This window comes from Spirosoma litoris, assembly GCF_054776755.1.
On the sequence record NZ_BAAHBI010000033.1, the window covers coordinates 1 to 17672 of the forward strand.

General features: G+C 47.2%; 10 protein-coding genes. 3 read left to right on the top strand and 7 right to left on the bottom strand.

The features are described from left to right. Positions 1–117: 117 nt before the first annotated feature. Positions 118–1464: a D-arabinono-1,4-lactone oxidase gene (locus ACYVGR_RS18820; RefSeq protein ID WP_460959465.1), complete on the bottom strand. Its 1347-nt coding sequence runs from the start codon at positions 1462–1464 to the stop codon at positions 118–120. A gap of 77 nt (positions 1465–1541) precedes the next feature. Here ACYVGR_RS18820 and glpK point away from each other — a divergent pair, with 77 nt between their 5' ends. Next, positions 1542–3047, top strand: coding sequence for a glycerol kinase GlpK (gene glpK / locus ACYVGR_RS18825; protein WP_460959467.1), 1506 nt, complete (start codon positions 1542–1544; stop codon positions 3045–3047). A gap of 66 nt (positions 3048–3113) precedes the next feature. Here glpK and ACYVGR_RS18830 read toward each other — a convergent pair whose 3' ends face one another. Together ACYVGR_RS18830 and ACYVGR_RS18835 are read right to left on the bottom strand one after the other, a co-directional pair. Beyond that, positions 3114–4220 (bottom strand): mechanosensitive ion channel family protein, encoded by a 1107-nt coding sequence (locus tag ACYVGR_RS18830; protein WP_460959469.1) that lies wholly within the window; start codon positions 4218–4220, stop codon positions 3114–3116. A 75-nt stretch (positions 4221–4295) separates the two neighbouring features. Continuing rightward, positions 4296–4721, bottom strand: a complete 426-nt coding sequence (locus ACYVGR_RS18835; protein ID WP_460959471.1) for a lasso peptide biosynthesis B2 protein — start codon at positions 4719–4721, stop codon at positions 4296–4298. Between the two features lie 456 nt (positions 4722–5177). On the opposite strand from ACYVGR_RS18835, the gene ACYVGR_RS18840 reads away from it, so the two are divergent. After that, the gene (locus ACYVGR_RS18840) at positions 5178–8237 is read left to right on the top strand and encodes a DUF5689 domain-containing protein (protein WP_460959473.1); all 3060 of its coding nucleotides are present in this window, start codon (positions 5178–5180) and stop codon (positions 8235–8237) included. Between the two features lie 213 nt (positions 8238–8450). After that, positions 8451–9554, top strand: coding sequence for a T9SS type A sorting domain-containing protein (locus ACYVGR_RS18845; protein WP_460959475.1), 1104 nt, complete (start codon positions 8451–8453; stop codon positions 9552–9554). A gap of 25 nt (positions 9555–9579) precedes the next feature. Here ACYVGR_RS18845 and ACYVGR_RS18850 read toward each other — a convergent pair whose 3' ends face one another. From ACYVGR_RS18850 to ACYVGR_RS18865, 4 genes are all read right to left on the bottom strand, one after another. Further along, a complete protein-coding gene (locus ACYVGR_RS18850; RefSeq protein WP_460959477.1) occupies positions 9580–11046 on the bottom strand; it encodes a DUF1501 domain-containing protein in 1467 nt (488 codons plus the stop codon). 6 nt (positions 11047–11052) lie between these two features. Continuing rightward, complete coding sequence (locus ACYVGR_RS18855) at positions 11053–14532, bottom strand: DUF1553 domain-containing protein (protein WP_460959479.1); 3480 nt, start codon at positions 14530–14532, stop codon at positions 11053–11055. 357 nt (positions 14533–14889) lie between these two features. After that, on the bottom strand, positions 14890–16416 hold the full coding sequence (locus tag ACYVGR_RS18860; RefSeq protein WP_460959481.1) for a c-type cytochrome domain-containing protein: 1527 nt from the start codon (positions 16414–16416) through the stop codon (positions 14890–14892). Positions 16417–16429: 13 nt separating this feature from the next. Further along, positions 16430–17500, bottom strand: coding sequence for an NHL repeat-containing protein (locus ACYVGR_RS18865; protein ID WP_460959483.1), 1071 nt, complete (start codon positions 17498–17500; stop codon positions 16430–16432). Positions 17501–17672 lie beyond the last annotated feature (172 nt).

Genomic DNA, 17672 nt, shown 5'->3' on the forward strand with positions numbered 1-17672 from the left:
CAAATCAATCAGATTTGTGGTCACAAACTACAACCTATCATTACAAGTTTAGAACTACCCTGGATAAATGGCATCACGCGAAGATGCTTCCTGCGTCAGCATGACAAAAAATCACAGTCAACTTCCAAATAGATTCGTATCCAGAAACGCATTCCGGAATTTCCCCTGCGGATCGTACTCCTTCATGAGCTGCTTGAACTCTGGCAACTTTTCATAACGCGACTGTAATTGCACAGGTGCCAACGTAAACAATTTCCCCCAGTGTGGGCGAGCTTTAAATGGCGCTAACTCTTTCTCAATCATTGGCAGCACTTTTTTGACCGAAGCCCAGTCCTGTTTCCAGGTAAAGTGAATGGCTAAGCTCGGTTGCTTGTAGCAAGGGCTCATCCAGAAATTATCAGCATCGATAGTGCGCAACTCCGTAATCATGAGGTGCGGACTGATATGGGCGTTTAGCTTCTCAACCGCCATGATGGCCTCAACCGCATTCTTACGCGGAACGAAATACTCCGATTGCAATTCCTTACCACTGCTGGGCGTGAATCCCATTCGGAAGTGCGGTAAGCGTTCGTACCAGGGGCCGGGGACGCCCATTTGCTCCGTACAATTAACGGCCGATAATTCGGCAATAGGGTGTAAGTTCTTTGTAGCCCGTTTGGCGCCGTAAAACTCTGGCTTGGCATCAAATGTCTTCCCTTTCTCAATGCGGCTTTTTATCCAGACTTCGTTAATTCGTTTTTTTTGCCAATCGGTAAACAGGCTCACGCTGTAGCCAGCCGATACAATGGCCTCGAAATGCTGTTGAAGCTGCGCCAGCGGCAAGTTTTCATAAACATCCTGCCGCATCATAAACGTCGGTTGAATGTCGAGCGTGACTTTTGTAACAACGCCCAGAGCACCCAGGTGAACAACAGCTGCGCGGAACGTTTCGCCATCTTTGGCCCGCGATACTGTGCGAACCTCGCCTTTAGCCGTCACGATTTCCATAGCGGCAACGGCCGTCGAGAGGTTACCATTTTTCACGCCCGAACCGTGCGTTGCGGTGGCACAGGCACCTGCAATGGAGATGTGGGGCAATGAAGCCAAGTTATGTAAAGCAAACCCTTTTTTATCGAGATAGGGGGCCAATTGGCCATATTTCATGGTGGCATCGACCGTTACAGTATGCGCTTTAGTATCCAGCGAAATAACGTCGTCCATATCTCCCAGCGAAATAAGGTTATCCTTACTGTCGGCAATACCATTGAAACAGTGGCGCGTGCCGAGTACCTTCAGCTTAGGGTATTTTTTCACCAATTCCTGAACCTGTGGAATCGACTTGGCTTTATATAGTTTATCGGTACTATACTGGTAATTACCTGCCCAGTTTTTGAGTTTATCATCTGCTGCCCAACTCGTTAGTGGAGCCAGTATAGGAGTTGCCATTAATGCGGAGGATAATTTCAGAAAGGTCCTTTTTTTCATTGGTATAGGGTTTTTCGCTAAACTAATTGGATAATTTGACAATATTACGTTCCAAAACGAATATCCCTAAATACCTTATGCCTACCTACGTAGCCGCTATTGACCAGGGAACAACCAGTACCCGCTGTATCGTATTCGACCGACAGGGTCAGATTGTTTCTGTGGCGCAGAAAGAACATAAACAAATTTATCCACAACCGGGCTGGGTTGAGCATGATCCTGAAGAAATATGGCGAAATACGCTTGAGGTCGTTGCCTTGGCCCGCATCAAAGGCAAACTCTCCGTGCAGGACATTGTCGCCATTGGTATCACTAACCAACGCGAAACTACGGTTGTCTGGAATCGAAAAACAGGTAAACCTTACTACAATGCGATTGTCTGGCAAGACATGCGAACAGCTGATTTAGTCGCTCAATTCTCAACGACCGGAGGCCAGGATCGTTTTCGGGCGCAAACGGGCTTGCCACTGGCAACCTATTTTAGTGGACTAAAACTCAAATGGCTGTTAGACAACGTGCCGGGGCTTCGAGCTGATGCCGAACGGGGTGATGCGCTATTTGGCAATATGGACACCTTTGTCGTCTGGAATCTGACCGGGGGGCCACACGGAGGGCTGCATCTAACCGACGTAACGAACGCTAGCCGGACTCAATTAATGAATCTCAAAACCCTCGATTGGGACGATTCACTACTCACTGACTTTACCGTGCCACGCGCCATGCTTCCACAAATTCGGCCTAGTAGTGAGGTATATGGCAATGTGACTTCAGAGGTGTTACCGGGCGTTCCGATTGCGGGTATTCTTGGTGATCAGCAGGCGGCTTTGGTTGGACAAACCTGCTTTGAGCCAGGACAAGCCAAAAATACCTACGGCACCGGTTGCTTCCTCCTCATGAACACGGGCGCCGAACTCCGTGAATCAACTTACGGCTTGCTGACCACCGTGGCCTATCAGTTCCAGAACGAGCCTGTTCGGTATGCGCTTGAAGGCAGTGTTGCCATTACAGGGGCACTGGTGCAGTGGCTTCGGGACAATCTGGGTATTATCAAGAAGAGCACAGATATTGAAACACTAGCACGTTCAGTGGATGATAACGGAGGTGCCTATTTTGTGCCTGCTTTTTCGGGTCTATATGCGCCCCACTGGAAAGCCGATGCTCGTGGTGTTATTGCCGGATTGACGCGCTTCGTCAATAAGGGCCATCTGGCCCGTGCCGTTTTAGAAGCTACTGCTTATCAAACGGTTGATGTAGTCCGGGCGATGGAGCAGGACGCAGGTGTTTCGCTTAAATCGCTTCGTGTGGATGGTGGTATGGTGGTCAACTCGCTCCTGATGCAGTTTCAGTCCGATGTTCTGAATGGTCCCGTCGTTTGTCCGCAAATGACCGAAACCACTGCACTCGGTGCCGCTTATGCCGCTGGACTAGCTGTAGGATACTGGCAAAATCTGGACGACTTACGTCAGAACTGGGGCATCGCCAAAACCTATGAACCCGACATGGACGAAACCCAACGGGCAAAACTCATGCGGGGTTGGCAAAAAGCCATCGAGCGATCGTTTGGTTGGGAAGAAAACAATTAATGTATGAAGTAGGATATAGGATGTATGATGTGGCCGACGCGAAAGCAATATATCATACATCCTATATCATACATCTTTCTTCAGTTCCTCGGCTAATACCAAGCGTGTTTGTGGTAGGCTTTGTGGGTATTCATCCCGAATGAATGCGATTAGCTGTTCGCGCATATGGCAGCGTAGGTCAAAAGCCGATGGTGCATCTGGCGCTGATACTAATATGCGTATCTGAATACAAGTTGGCGTGGTATCGGTCACCTGCACGGCAAACGCATCGCCCGTCCAGAGTGGATCGTTTTCGGCAATCTTTCGAGCTTGTGCCCGAATTCTATCGACAGGAACGTTATAATCCAGATAGAGAAAAACTGATCCAACAATAGACGCGTCGGAACGAGTCCAGTTCTCAAACGGAGTTTCGACAAAATAAGTAATTGGCAAAATCAATCGACGACGGTCCCAAAGTCGGACAATCACGCTCGTCATGTTAATTTCTTCGATACGTCCCCATTCTTTTTCGACAACCACGGCGTCATCTAACCGAATTTGTTGATTAAAGGCAATCTGAATACCGGCCAGCAAATTGGCGAGTGTTTTCTGTGCGGCAAAGCCAATAACGACCGATACAACACCTGCCGATGTCAGTACACTCAGCCCTACTTTTCGGCTTCCCTGAAACGAGATAAGCAGCAGCGAAGTCCCCAGGATGATCACAACAATCGCAATCATCCGGCGAAAGAACCGAACCTGCGTAACAAACTTCCGCTGCGAAAGATTGACATCTTTCGTGGTATCATATTCATTGATCAGCCGCAATTCACCAACCTTCAGAAGCTGAATAACCAGCCAGGTAGTGGCAATCAGAAACAGCATTTCGGCTGTTTTATCGGCAACGGGATGCCGACGCAGAAAACGCTCCGATTGTAGATTGGTTGCCAGTAAAAAAAATAAGGAAGGCACAAATACCCAGAATGCCCAGCGTGCATAAATCTTGAGCAGCCCTAAGGTTCGGAATGGCCGACGACGCACAATAAATCGGATAATTTGCGTCACCACAAGGTCGACTGCTAATCCCAAGACAACGGCGGTTATTAATAAAATCCATCCCGACAAATCACGATTGGGAATGTAGCCAAACCAACGGACCACCGCCCGTATCCATAGATCTAATTGCTGCTGCATAGACAATTCTAAATTACTTATAGTCTAAACGGCTTTAGGCTGTTGAGTGTCTTCATTCTGATTAAGTTTTGTGGTTTACTGCCACACCCAAAGCGGCTTAAAACTATTGTCGGGCGATTCTCCGATCAGGATTCGCCCGCTTTTCTCGACCCACGCGTGAGCTTCAAAAGTATGCTTTTTCTGAACCCCCACAATTAGCTCAATCCCTTTATCTTTCCTTAAGAAATAAGCCAATGCCAACGCCTGAGGCAAACAAACAGCCGACAACGTGCCGCTTACTTTCTGTATAGCCCAAACCCGTTGGTCAATCAATTTATCAGATGTACTGGAAGATTTCTTTACCGCTAGGAGCTTCCCATATAGCGTTCTGAACTGTTGAAACGATAGCAATTTTAGCCCTAGTCGCACTAAAGTCAAAACCATAGCCGTGTGTATGAGCAGTAACTTATCGGTAAGGGTTAAGTTAGAAAACTCTCGCAACCGTTTCCACCAGTTTTTCATACATCAAGCAGACTAGCCATTCCTCAGTAAGCTCTATTGTTATTTCTCCACCACTCTATCTAAGCACGTAGTTTACGACGCCTAAAATTAATGGGGAAGAAGCTATTCTCGTCAAATCTCAACTACATTCACTACAACAGGATCGAAAAGATTTGGTGGTAAAGCCAATGTTCTCTTAGTCCTTTTTGGGCAACATACATCTAAAGGGTGCTCTTATTTGATTGATTAGTTGGCTGTTATATACATTCGAATGTTTAATTTCTTTATAACCTATATAAAAAATTCATATACAATTTTATTATAAATTTTCAATTTAAATTATGTACTTATCAATGAACATAAATAAATAATACAAAAACGTATCGTTTTCCAACATTGTGCTTTTAATTTATAGACTAAATGTTCACCAATACACTTCAAACTTTATCATCTGTCTTTCATTGACCCATTTTTATTATGTTCAGAAAACTACTCTTCGTTCTATCTTTTCTTTTGGTAACGCATGCGTTACGAGCCCAGACACAGACACCTGTATCTTTAACAGGTACGGCCTATACCGAAACATTTGATGGCATTAGCTCAGGACTTCCCTCGGGGTGGGCCACAACTACTGGAGCATCTACAACTGCACTTGGCACGTCGGCCACTCCTGTATCAACAACCACAGCCTGGAACACTCTCACTGGTAACTTCAGGAATGTAGCTTCAGCCGATGGATTAACAGCCACTAGCACTACCGGTAGTCAAGGCAGTTCGACAGACAGAGCTATTGCCGTTCGGCAAACAGGTTCTTTTGGCGACCCAGGCGCGGCTTTCAGCTTAAGATTAACAAACACTACTGGTTTACAAGATTTTAAACTTTCATTAAAGCTTCAATCACTTGACCAATCTTCTCCAAGAACAACAACCTGGGCCATCCAATACGGTTTGGGAAATTCGCCAACCAGTTTCACAACAGTAGCTACGCAGGCAATTGGTGGTTCTACATTTTCCAATAATACGGTAAATTATGAATTCGGTTTCGCGCTCGACAATATTGGGCAGAATGTCTGGATCAGAGTTGTTGCGTTAACGGCTAGTACTGGAAGTGGTAACCGGCCAACTACGGGTCTTGATGACTTTTCATTAACCTATTCAGCGCTGAGTAATAACCCAAGAATTGCGGTTTCGGCTACGTCATTGCCAGCAATGGTCTATACAGTTGGTCAAACACCAACGTCAACTACGTTCACAACGGCAGGCAAAAATCTTAATCCAGCAACGCCAATCGTTGTTACGCCACCAGCGAACTATGAAGTTTCGACAGATGCCAACTCTGGTTATACAACAAGCCCTCTCGCCCTTACTCCTGCTGGCGATGGTTCTGTAAATCAGACTATTTATACTCGCTTAGCGTCTGGCCTTTCTTCCGGTGCTTACTCAGGAACCGTTACAGTAGCCACTACAGAGGTAGCTGGCGCAAAATCAATTGCGGTTAGTGGAAACGTATACCCTAGTAGCGGCAGTGGTCCTTGCGGCATTTCTACCGCCATTAGTGCTGTCCGTGGCGCTGCCGATAACGTAACCTTCACCGTTACAGGTCGCGTTACGTCCAACATTGGCACCAACATGTACATCCAGGATGCAACGGGCGGGCTATTACTTTATACGGGTAGTGGTACTACGATAGAAATACCGGAAGTAAGTATTGGCGATGAAGTACAGGTAACGGGTGTAATAACGACCTATCGTACAGATAGAGAGTTACAACAATTTACGGGTTGTTTCGTAAAGACAACCTCTAGCAATGTTACACCAACGTCGACTACCGTTACGCCAACCACAGTTTGTGATCATAAAGGTGAGTTAGTCACACTGCCAAGTGTAACCATTAGTGCGCCCGCTGGAACTGCTTTTACAGGTGGGGCAAACTATACACTCGTTGGTACCAGCACTGTTTTACGAATTCAGAACGGAACAGACCTAGTTAACGCAACCCGCCCTTCTGGCAGCTTCGATCTTACAGGGGTTGTTAGCCTGTTTGATAATGTTTGTCAAATATTACCTCGTTCAACAGCTGATGTCCCAGGCTCAACTCCAACTGCAGCTTCCTGCCCAGAAGTAGGAACAGGCGGATCGGGCACTGCCGTTACAGCTACCCTGGATGTTGCCTGGTGGAACGTTGAGTGGTTGGGTAATACGGGCTTTGGTCCTACCAATGAAGCACAACAACAAAGCAATGTTGCTGCACAACTTCAGACTATGAACAAGGATATTTACTGTCTGGAAGAGATTTGTGATCTTACAAAACTGGACGCTATCGTTGCTACGTTAAATGCAGGCACCGGTAAATCGTACACCTATACATGCGGTGCTGACCCAAGTCGTCCTTCTCCAAGACCTGCTATTTATTATTCCCACTGGTTTGATTCTCCTGAAGTACCGGGCGATGCAACTACCTATGCTCAAAAAGTATGTTTTGTGTATGATCAGGCTATAGTTACTAACGTATCGGCTACGCAAATTGTGCCAGCTAGTTTAACAGACGCAGGATCGAGCGACTGGGCATCCAACCGTTTTCCTGTGTTAATGAATTGCGATGTGACCATAAATGGCATCAAGAAAAACCTTAAGCTAGTTGGTGTTCACGCCAAGTCGGGCTCCGATAACTCGTCGTATAGCCGTCGTATAGCTGATTTCAATTCCTTAAGGACTTATCTTGACACAAACTATCCGAACGATAATATCATGATTATGGGCGACTATAATGATGATGTAGATCAATCAATTTACATTGATGCTGCTACCAGCGCAACGAATGTTACGTCATTCAGCGCTCTATCAACTTCGGCAAATTATACTGTGGTCACCAAGCAACTAAGCAATTGTAATGTTCCCAGTACGGCTTCTTATCCTGACATCATTGACCATTTGACTGTGTCGAATGAGATTAGCACGAACGGAACATTTACAGCAAGTGGTATCCAATATATAACGAATTCTGTCAATAATGTTCGCCCTGTTACAGGAGGTACCACTACATCCGATCACTATCCGGTAACAGCCCGGTTCCTATTGGCTGCTCCCGATTTAACACCTACGCTCGATCTGCCACAGGCGAATTTTAACACGAGTACTACCAATAACTTTGCAGCCTATATTACTGAAGTAGGTGGCAATCTGCCAACCGCAGGAAATACAGTAATTACGATTACGGCACCTACGGGCTATACAATTGGCTTCGACAATACAATTACCAGCATCAATGTAACAGACGGCACTACGAACCTTCCGGTTGATAACACCAAATGGAGCGTTACAAATAATGTCTCTAACATCCAGCTAACCCTGACGCTCCCAGCCGGACAGCCTATTGGTGTAAGTGGCAAATCGACGCTTGGCTTCAGTCTCACACGTACGACGGCTAGCCCAGGTAGCATTTCAAGCGTTACGGTTAACGTTAGCAATGATGCTACACAGGCGTACGATAGTAACATAACCAATAACGTATATTCCCGCATTATCAGCGGCCTGTAGGTTCAGGCGTTATTTCTCATACAAAATAAGTAGGCCGATCGTCTTAGAGATGATCGGCCTATTTGCTTTGTATGATACCTCTTTTATAAATGCTCTCTTTACCTATAATTTTTGCCTGATTTTCATTAGAGCACAAATTTCCTAACCTTAAAATGTATCTATAATTCTCAATAAATGTATCTATTTTTGTAAACTACGTACATAGATAGGTATATGAAAAAATTACTACTGATCCTGTTATATCTATATTCATTGACAAGTTTTGCTCAGGTGGCAACCTACACCTTCACAAGCGCTGATCCTGGCAACCAAACTTCCAAAGCTGTCACGTCTAACGATGCGAACATTACAGCTTCCGATATTACACGAGGAACAGGAATTACCGCTGTTGCAGCCGCAAGCAGTATTAATTCCTCTGGCTGGACTGGTTCGGCGCAAGATGCAACTGATTATTATGAATTTACCCTAACCCCAAATACGGGTTATCAAATGAATTTGACGGGTTTAAATCTGACTGAGCGCAGATCAAACACTGGTCCAACGACTTACCTAATCGCTTACAGCATTGCAGGAGGCAGTGAAACCACGGTATCTACAGGACCATTGTCCGGTACTGTTGATGCTACACTTAACATCAGTTTGAGCATACAAACGGCGCAGTCGATTCGATTCCGAATCTATGCCTGGGGAGCGACTAGCAACTCAGGAACCTTACGACTAAACCAGACATTAACCGTTACTGGAGCTGCCCCACTTCCAGTCAAACTTATTACATTCTCTGGTCAATCCATTGATAATGCTGCTGTCTTAAACTGGTCGACAGGTTGGGAGGTAAGAAATGCAGGGTTTGATATTCTACGAAGCAGCACAATCAATAACTTCGAAAAAATAGGATTTGTAGATGGAAATGCGACGACACAGGAGATATCCGTTTATTCATTTACCGATCTAAATGTTCAAAATGGACAAGTGTATTATTATCGACTCAGACAAAACAATGAAGACGGCAGCTCAGAACTATCGAATATTATTGCTGTACGTATACGATCTGATATGAGTCTGTCAACTGCAATTCCAATTGTTTACCCTAACCCAAATCAAGGCAGTTTTTCACTTTCAACACAGGGGCTTGATATCACTAAGATTAGCCTTTATAACGCTAGCGGAGTTGAAATCCCAATCACAGTCAACAACACAAAAGACTCTAGCACGCTCGCTATTGAGGTTACTAGACCAATAGCGAGTGGTTTATATATTCTGCGGTTCCAGACAGCCGACGGCGCGCATCAAGCAGCTAGTAAAGTCCTGATTAATTAATTTTTGGGGAAATATCGAAAGAGCATTAAGCCAACAATGGTTTTACTACATTGCCATGTACATCGGTTAGGCGATAACGCCGTCCCTGGCTTTTGAAAGTAAGTTTTTCGTGATCAACGCCGAGCAGATGCAGGATAGTTGCCTGGAAGTCATGCACGTGAACAGGCTCCTTAACTACGTTATAACCAAAGTCGTCCGTTTCACCATAAACCATGCCTTTCTTGACGCCAGCCCCAGCCATCCAGACCGAAAACGCACGTGGATGGTGATCACGCCCGTAGTTATCGCGCGTGAGCTTTCCCTGTGAATAAGCGCCACGGCCAAATTCGCCACCCCAGATTACAAGCGTGTCATCGAGCAAACCGCGCTGTTTCAAATCTTGAATAAGGGCCGCCGAAGGTTGATCAACGCTCTTCGCCTGGATTTTAATATCGTTGGGCAAGTTGCCGTGCTGATCCCATCCCTGATGGTACAACTGCACGAATTTCACATCCTTTTCAACGAGCTTTCTGGCCAGCACACAGTTAGCTGCAAACGTCCCCGGCTTCCGACTGTCGGGGCCATACATATCGAAAATATAATCGGGCTCTTTCGAAATGTCGAGGGTTTCCGGAACGGATGTTTGCATTCGATAGGCCATTTCGTACTGTGCCATCCGACTATTGATTTCGGGGTCCAATACGTGTTTAAATTGCTCTTGATGCAGTTTCCCCAGATAATCGAGCATTCGCCGACGACTGGACTTATCAATACCAGGCGGATTGTTGAGGTAATAAACTGGATCCGGTCCCGAACGAAATACAACTCCCTGATGCACAGAGGGCAAAAATCCATTACTCCAGAGCTTGGCATAGAGCGGCTGATCGCCATCACGACCTTTGGAAAGAAGTACTACAAACGAAGGCAAATTCTGATTATCCGAGCCTAATCCATAACTAACCCAGGACCCCAACGAAGGTCGCCCGGCTTGTTGGCTACCCGTCTGAAAGAACGTTACAGCAGGGTCGTGGTTAATGGCTTCGGTATGTAACGAACGAACAAAAGTCAGATCATTGGCGATACGAGCCGTGTGGGGTAGCAATTCACTAATCCACATCTGGCTGGGACCATACTGAGCGAATTTATATTTCGATGCGGCCAGTGGAAACCGACTCTGGCCCGCACTCATGCCCGTCAGCCGTTGCCCGTTCCGCACCGATGCAGGCAAATCCTGCCCCCACATGGCTTCGAGCTTCGGTTTGTAATCGAATAACTCTAATTGGGAAGGCGCCCCACTCTGGAACAAATAAATGACTCGCTTTACTTTCGGCGGGAAATGGGGTTTCCCGACGGCAGGATTTTCACCCGGCGTGGACTCGCCGGGGCCAGCACCGCCAAATAGATTCGTTGGATTCAATAACGAAGCCAGGGCAATTGTGCCTAAGCCTGCACTCGCCTGACCCAGAAAATTCCGACGGCTTAACTGGTCATGAAGTTGGTCCTGAATATCCATAGCCCTTTACCGTTTTATGATCGCTTCGTCAAAGTTCATTATTGTACTGGTTACTACTGTCCAGGCAGCTAATTCGACTGGATTGAGCTTTTGGTCAACCGGGTACTCCCCTACTGATAGCAGCTCCGTTGCTCGTTTCGGATTCTGTTTAAAATCGGCCAGTTCGTCCGCATAAAGCTGCTCCATCAGCGCTAGTTCTTCGGGTCGGGCTGGCCGACTGATCACGGATTTAAAAATCTCGTTGATCGTTTGCTTCCCCTGTTTCCACGCCCCTTTTCCTCCTTCTTTTTGGGCCAATACGCGGGCAGCTTCTACAAACTGCGGGTCATTTAGCGTAACAAGTGCCTGCAAAGGCGTACTTGTTTTCTGGCGCTTCACAATACACGTATGTCGTTCAGCCGCATCGAAATTGAGCATCATGGGGGCAGGCGACGACCGTTTCCAGATCGTATACATCGACCGACGGTATAAACTATCGCCGTGATCCTGTTCGTATTTAACCGCATTCCGAGTCGCAAGGGCTTCCCAGATGCCCGACGGCTGATAAGGCAGAACACTCGGCCCGCCAATCCGTTGCGTCAGGAGACCACTTGCCATTAAGGCATTGTCACGAACTTGTTCGGCCGACATTCGGTAACTAGGCCCACGCGTAAGGAACATATTTTCGGGGTCGGTTTCCCGCGCTTTTTCGGGCACTGCGGATGCCTGCCGATACGTGGCCGACATGACAATGAGCTTGTGCATTGCCTTTGCATTCCAGGCATCGGGCGTGCCTTCTTCACCACGGAATTTAACGGCCAGATAGTCCAGCAATTCTGGATGACTCGGCAAGGCACCCTGGTTACCAAAATCATCGCTGTTTTTAGCTAAGCCCTGGCCAAAATACTGCTGCCACATCCGGTTCACCATAACCCGGCTAAACAATGGATTTTTGTCAGACAGAAGCCATTTCGCCAGACCAAGCCGATTCTTTGGCGTTTCGTCATCCATTGGATTGAGGCTATGCAAAACGGCGGGCGTCACTACTTCGGCGGGGGCATCGTAAGCACCCCGTTTCAACAAATGTGTTTCGCGTGGCACCGATCGTTCCTGCATAATCATGAGCTGATCGGAATTGGTGTATAGCATAAGCTGTTCACCCCGTAGCTTCATGGCTTTGGCATAATCGGCCCGGTAAACAGGGTCCTGATTTGTCACATAGTATGTATACAACCCCGTTCGCTGAGCGGGTGTCCGGTTGGCAACAGGCGTTTTGAGAGCTATAGCCAAGGCATCCGCCTGTCCCGCTAGGGCGGGCACTTCGAGCGGGGTCAGGCAACGTTTGTAGATACGAAGTTCATCTACAGCAAAATCCTTGTAGAAATTATCGTGCATCCGACCCACATAAAAATTATGCTGAGCCCAATGAGTCAGATTTCGGCCGTAGACCATGCTGTGAATCAGGTTGTCTGCAATTACGTTGGTCCGAACGGGGCGACCATTGATGTACATCGTAATGCCTTTTGCCTGTCCCGTTCCATCGTAGGCAAACGCAATCTGAAACCACTGATGTACAGGCACTTTATCAATCGTTTCAATGTCGATGGCATTGGCAGGCCAAACGTGGCTAAACGCTAGTTTTAGTCGACCATCGGCCAACAGGTCAAGCTGATACCCACGCTGACCATCCATTGGGCCAGTGGTCCGGCCTAACAAGGTAAGCGCCATGCCTGGTTTTGCCAGATTGAACCAGCTACTGATGGTGAACGGCTCATTTTGCTCAAAAGCACCGAATTTGCTGGGCAACTCGATATAGCTATCACCACCCAGATAACGGGCCTTGCCGAAACGCCCCGGCACCTGATAAGCCACCTTGTCGGGATCACCACCTAGGCGGGCGGGCAGGGTATCATTTACCGAATTGGCAAACGCGTTACGAGGGTCTTTCCAAAGCTCTTCTTTTGTTTTAGGCTTTGGCGCTTCTTTCTTCTCAGCTACCTTGACTTCTGGCTTTTTGAGTTTCGCCCGCGCTTCCTCTTCTTTCTTTTTCTGAGCCTCCTCCTGCTTTCGCTTCTCGTTCTGGGCTTTCACAAATGCACTGATATCCGCCCGATCTGCTTCATCGAATGTATAATGTGCCAACAAGCCCGAATCAATGGTGGATATTGAATGAGTCTTGGCTAGCCACTGCCCAAAGCGTTGCTGATAGTCGGGCCGATTCGGATTTAGTTTTTGCTCAAGGGGCGTAAGCTGCTCACGGATAAATTTCAACTTGGCATCGGTTTCAGGCTTTGTCAACGTGATCGTTGGAGCCGCTTCGCCATTGTACGGGATTTGTCCCCGCTCATTGTTGCTATTGAAAAAGGCAAACAGCGAATAGTAATCTTTCTGGCTGATTGGATCGTATTTATGGTCATGGCAACGAGCGCACTCCACCGTTAGCCCAAGCATGGCTTTACCGAATGTATTCGTTCGGTCGGCGACATACTCTACCCGGTATTCTTCATCGACAATACCGCCTTCCTGACTTTGCTGGTGATTTCGGTTGAAGGCCGTTGCAATCAGTTTTTCTTTCCAGTCGGCCGATGCTTTCAAATTGGGCAATAGATCGCCTGCCAACTGCCAGGTAATGAACCGATCAAATGACAGGTTATGGTTATACGCCCGAATGACCCAATCGCGATAAGGCCAAATGGTTCGTAAGCCATCGTCCTGATAACCGTCTGTATCGGCATAGCGAGCCACATCGAGCCATTCAACCGCCTGACGCTCCCCATAATGAGGACTTCTTAGCAAGCGATTGACGACCTTTTCGTAGGCATTTGGGGATTTATCGGCTAGAAATGCATCGACTTCAGCGGGCGTTGGTGGAAGACCCGTCAGGTCAAGCGTCACACGGCGAAGTAAGGGCGTCTTATCGGCTTCAGGGGCGTGCGACAAGCCTTTCGCTTCCTGTTTAGCCAGAACAAATCGGTCGATGTCATTTTTCACCCACTGCTCATCCTTCACTTTCGGAATCTCCGGCAAGGTTGGGGCAATGAGCGACCAATGTTCTTTATATTCCGCCCCCTGCTCAACCCAGCGAATAAGGATCGCTTTTTCTTCTGTGGTTAGTGTCAGATTGGATTTTGGCGTTGGCATCATCACATCAGGATCGGTGCTAATGATGCGATTAACAAGTTCGCTCTTGGCTAAATTACCCGGCACAATAGCCGTATGACCACTTTTCGCCAAGGCTTCATAGGCGCCCTCGGGCGTATCTAAACGCAAACCTGCCTGTTGTTTCGCTTTGTCGGGACCATGACAGGCAAAACAACGATCTGATAAAATTGGCTTAACATGCAGATTGTAATCAACTTTTTCAGGCAGACTTGCCTCAACAGCAACAATCTCTGCTGGTTTTTCAACGGAACTATGACAGGCCGTCAACCAGACAGACGCGCCGAATAGGCCAGCCGTTACGCCAAGGATAGTATATCGAAACCGTATATCAGACCAGACAAACATAGAATGAACCGCCAAAACGGAGGAACGGATTGACAATGAAATGATTTTACAAAAATAACGCCGAAACGCCCATAAAAATCATACTATATTTTCGCGTTGTCAGGCTATTTTGCTCTTTAACAATACTGGTATTAGGTATTGAAAATACAGAGGCTGTTTAAACTTTTCTTTCAATGGCTTTTTTGTCATCCCGACGCAGGAGGGATCTTCGGGGACAGATTAGCCAATAGACTCACCCGAAGATCCCTCCTGCGTCGGGATGACAAAAAAGCCATTGAAAGAAAAGTTTAAACAGGTTCATAGTCTCCTATCTAACGGCACCTATACCTGCGTTTTAAAAACAAGCATCAACTAACCTTACTTCTTCGACTCATTCTGTTTCGCTTCAACAGCGGTTGCTTTAGCCAATTCGGCAGCCTCTTTTTCACTGATTCCTCCAATAACCTCAAGGTTCGGCATGGCTTTTTTCAGGTTGGCGATACCTTGTTCTGTAACTTTGGTTTGCCAGAGATAAACAGTTTTCAGGTTTTTCAAACTCGCTAAATCGGCTAATCCAGCATCGGTTACAGCTGTTCCGTATAGGTTCAGGTATTCAAGGTATTCCAGTCCTTTGAGTTGTTTCAGTCCCGCATCGGTCACCTTCGTCTGCTCCAGATGTAGCTTCTGGAGATTTTTGAGCTTGGCTACCTGCACCAGGGTTGCATCTGTAATTTCGGTATCGCCTAATTTTAACCAGACAATCTGGCTACTCAACTTGGGCAGTAACTGCGCCTGTGTATCATTGAACGTGCGGGCATTAACCGCACTCACTTCCAATTGATTTTGCTCTTTCGAGAGGGGAAGCACCAACAGCCCAGCTTTCTTTAACTCATCAATGAGCTTCGGATCGGCCGCAGCCATCTTCATTGTTAGAACAGGGGATTCGGGAGCCGGTCCCGTTGTAACATTCGCCTTGCCCGTTTCAAGTGGGCCACCACCGCCTAATGAAGCTAATACCGGACGAATGGCGTCGTTGACTTTTACGTCCGACACTTTCTTGTCGAAGGGTGCACCCTGATCAATCCACCAGGTCAACAAGGCAATCTGTCCTTCCTCCAGTTGCGTTTTGCCTTTAGGAGGCATATGATGGTCATCGTCTTCAGGAAGCAGGCAGACCTTTATCAGATCACTGGCACTGCTTTTTCCGGCCACGAATACCGGTCCATCTTCCGACCCTTTCTTAATCATATCGGGTGTATCCAGTCGCAAGCCCGCTTTCGATTTGTCGGCGTTATGGCATTGTACGCAACGACTGTGTAGAATCGGATTGACTATTTGCTGGAAAACCATTGCCTGATTCACATCCGTGATTGGCTCCACTTTCAGCGCTGGCGTTTTAGCCGGAACACCAGCCAGTGTCCGAATTGGCCCTGGCATGTATTGCGTCAGGTAATCAGAGCCGTGTGTCAGGTTTCCACCAAGATGGCCAGTTGACAGTAGCAAAATCAGCGCGATACCTAAAGCAGGCAGGTACAGAAGTTGCGAAAATGATAGAATGCGTCCGAGATTCCCTGATTTGACACCCCATGCCACCCAGGCAAAAACAGCCACGCCAATGCCCTGCCACATGTGCGAGTCCAGCGTTTCGCCGTCGTAGCCCCCACCTAACGATAGCATATAGCCAAGCAAACAAGCCATCGTAGCGCTTACCGCCGACCAGAACAAGATCAGGGTAATGGTATGCTGACTTACCGAGTTACGTCGGGTCAATCGGTCCAATTCAAGAAGCCCGGCAATTAACAGGAAACCAATAGGTAAGTGAACAATGAGTGGATGAAAATGGCCCCAAAACAACACCCAATCGGATGGTTGTGCTGTGGCCTGCACTAAAATCAGGTTAGTCATAATCGGGCTACACTTAGGCTACTCGCTCTAATTTAATAGGATATGTTTTTTTAGATGCCCACTGAGCCACATAAATGCTGTCGTCGCCGTCGATTAGTACATCGTGCGGATGCAGGAATGCGTTCAGATTTCGGTCTTTCCGCTGCTCTACCAGTTTGTCATTTTGATAAACTGGCTCCGTTCCGCCTGGCGTTGAAATGACCCGATCATTTTTATCCAAAATTGTGATATAACCCGAATCTGGATACGCATCGGACGTACTCCGAAACACAGCTCCGTAGATATTTTCGCCGTGTATAACCGGGCGGCAAATGTATGAACCAGGCAACGCAATCGTCGACAGGTATTTCCCATCCAGTGTAAAGCGTTTCAGCGCATTATGCCGCCGATCCGTAACCAGAAGTGTTGGATTAGACGCTACCCGCCGATCGACCGTAATGCCGTGGCAGCAGTCGAAGGTTTCGTTAGTATCTCCTTTGCCCCCCCAATAGCGAATGAGTTTACCCGATTTATCAAACTGGGTCACGTAGTTAAGCCCGTAGCCGTCTACAACATAGATGTCGCCGTTAGCTGGGTTAACAGCCGTTTCGGTTGGTTTAAATTGAGTTGGGTAGTCATACTTCCCGGTTTCTTTCGGGTAGTCGATCTTCATCAGTTCACGCCCTTTCAAGTCGGTTTTAATAACCTGATGGCGATCCGTATCCGTAATAAGCAGGTATTGATCGTTGCCCTCGCCCCCAAGCGTCAGACCATGACCACCGGGATAGTCGTGCCCCCAGGTTTCGAGTAACTTTCCGGACTTATCGTAGATAAGAATATTATTTTTCGTCTCGTTAGTCAGCAGAATGATTCGTCCTTTGGCATCCAGAGCCATCTCGTGGCAGTCATTCACTGGATTTTTTCCTGCATCCAACACGCCCCAACCCGGTACAACCCGGTAGCGGAAGCTATTATGGCCAAGAATAGCTGGTTCGGCAGCTTGTCCAAACGACTTAGCAGATAAACCGGCCGGAATCGCAAGTCCAGCCGCTGTAATCAATGAGGTTTGCCGCACAAACGACCGGCGCGATAAGAAAGAAGCCATAGAGTAGTAGAGCGTTTCGTAAAAAAGGGAAGAGTACGTAAACTTTACTGCAATTAGGTCTACTCTATACCAATAGAAAGGTACTATCCAGATAATGTGTTGAGGCAACAAAAATCGGAAGCCTGCCAGTCAACTTATCGTTCAACTAGCAGGCTTCCGATTTTACAACTTA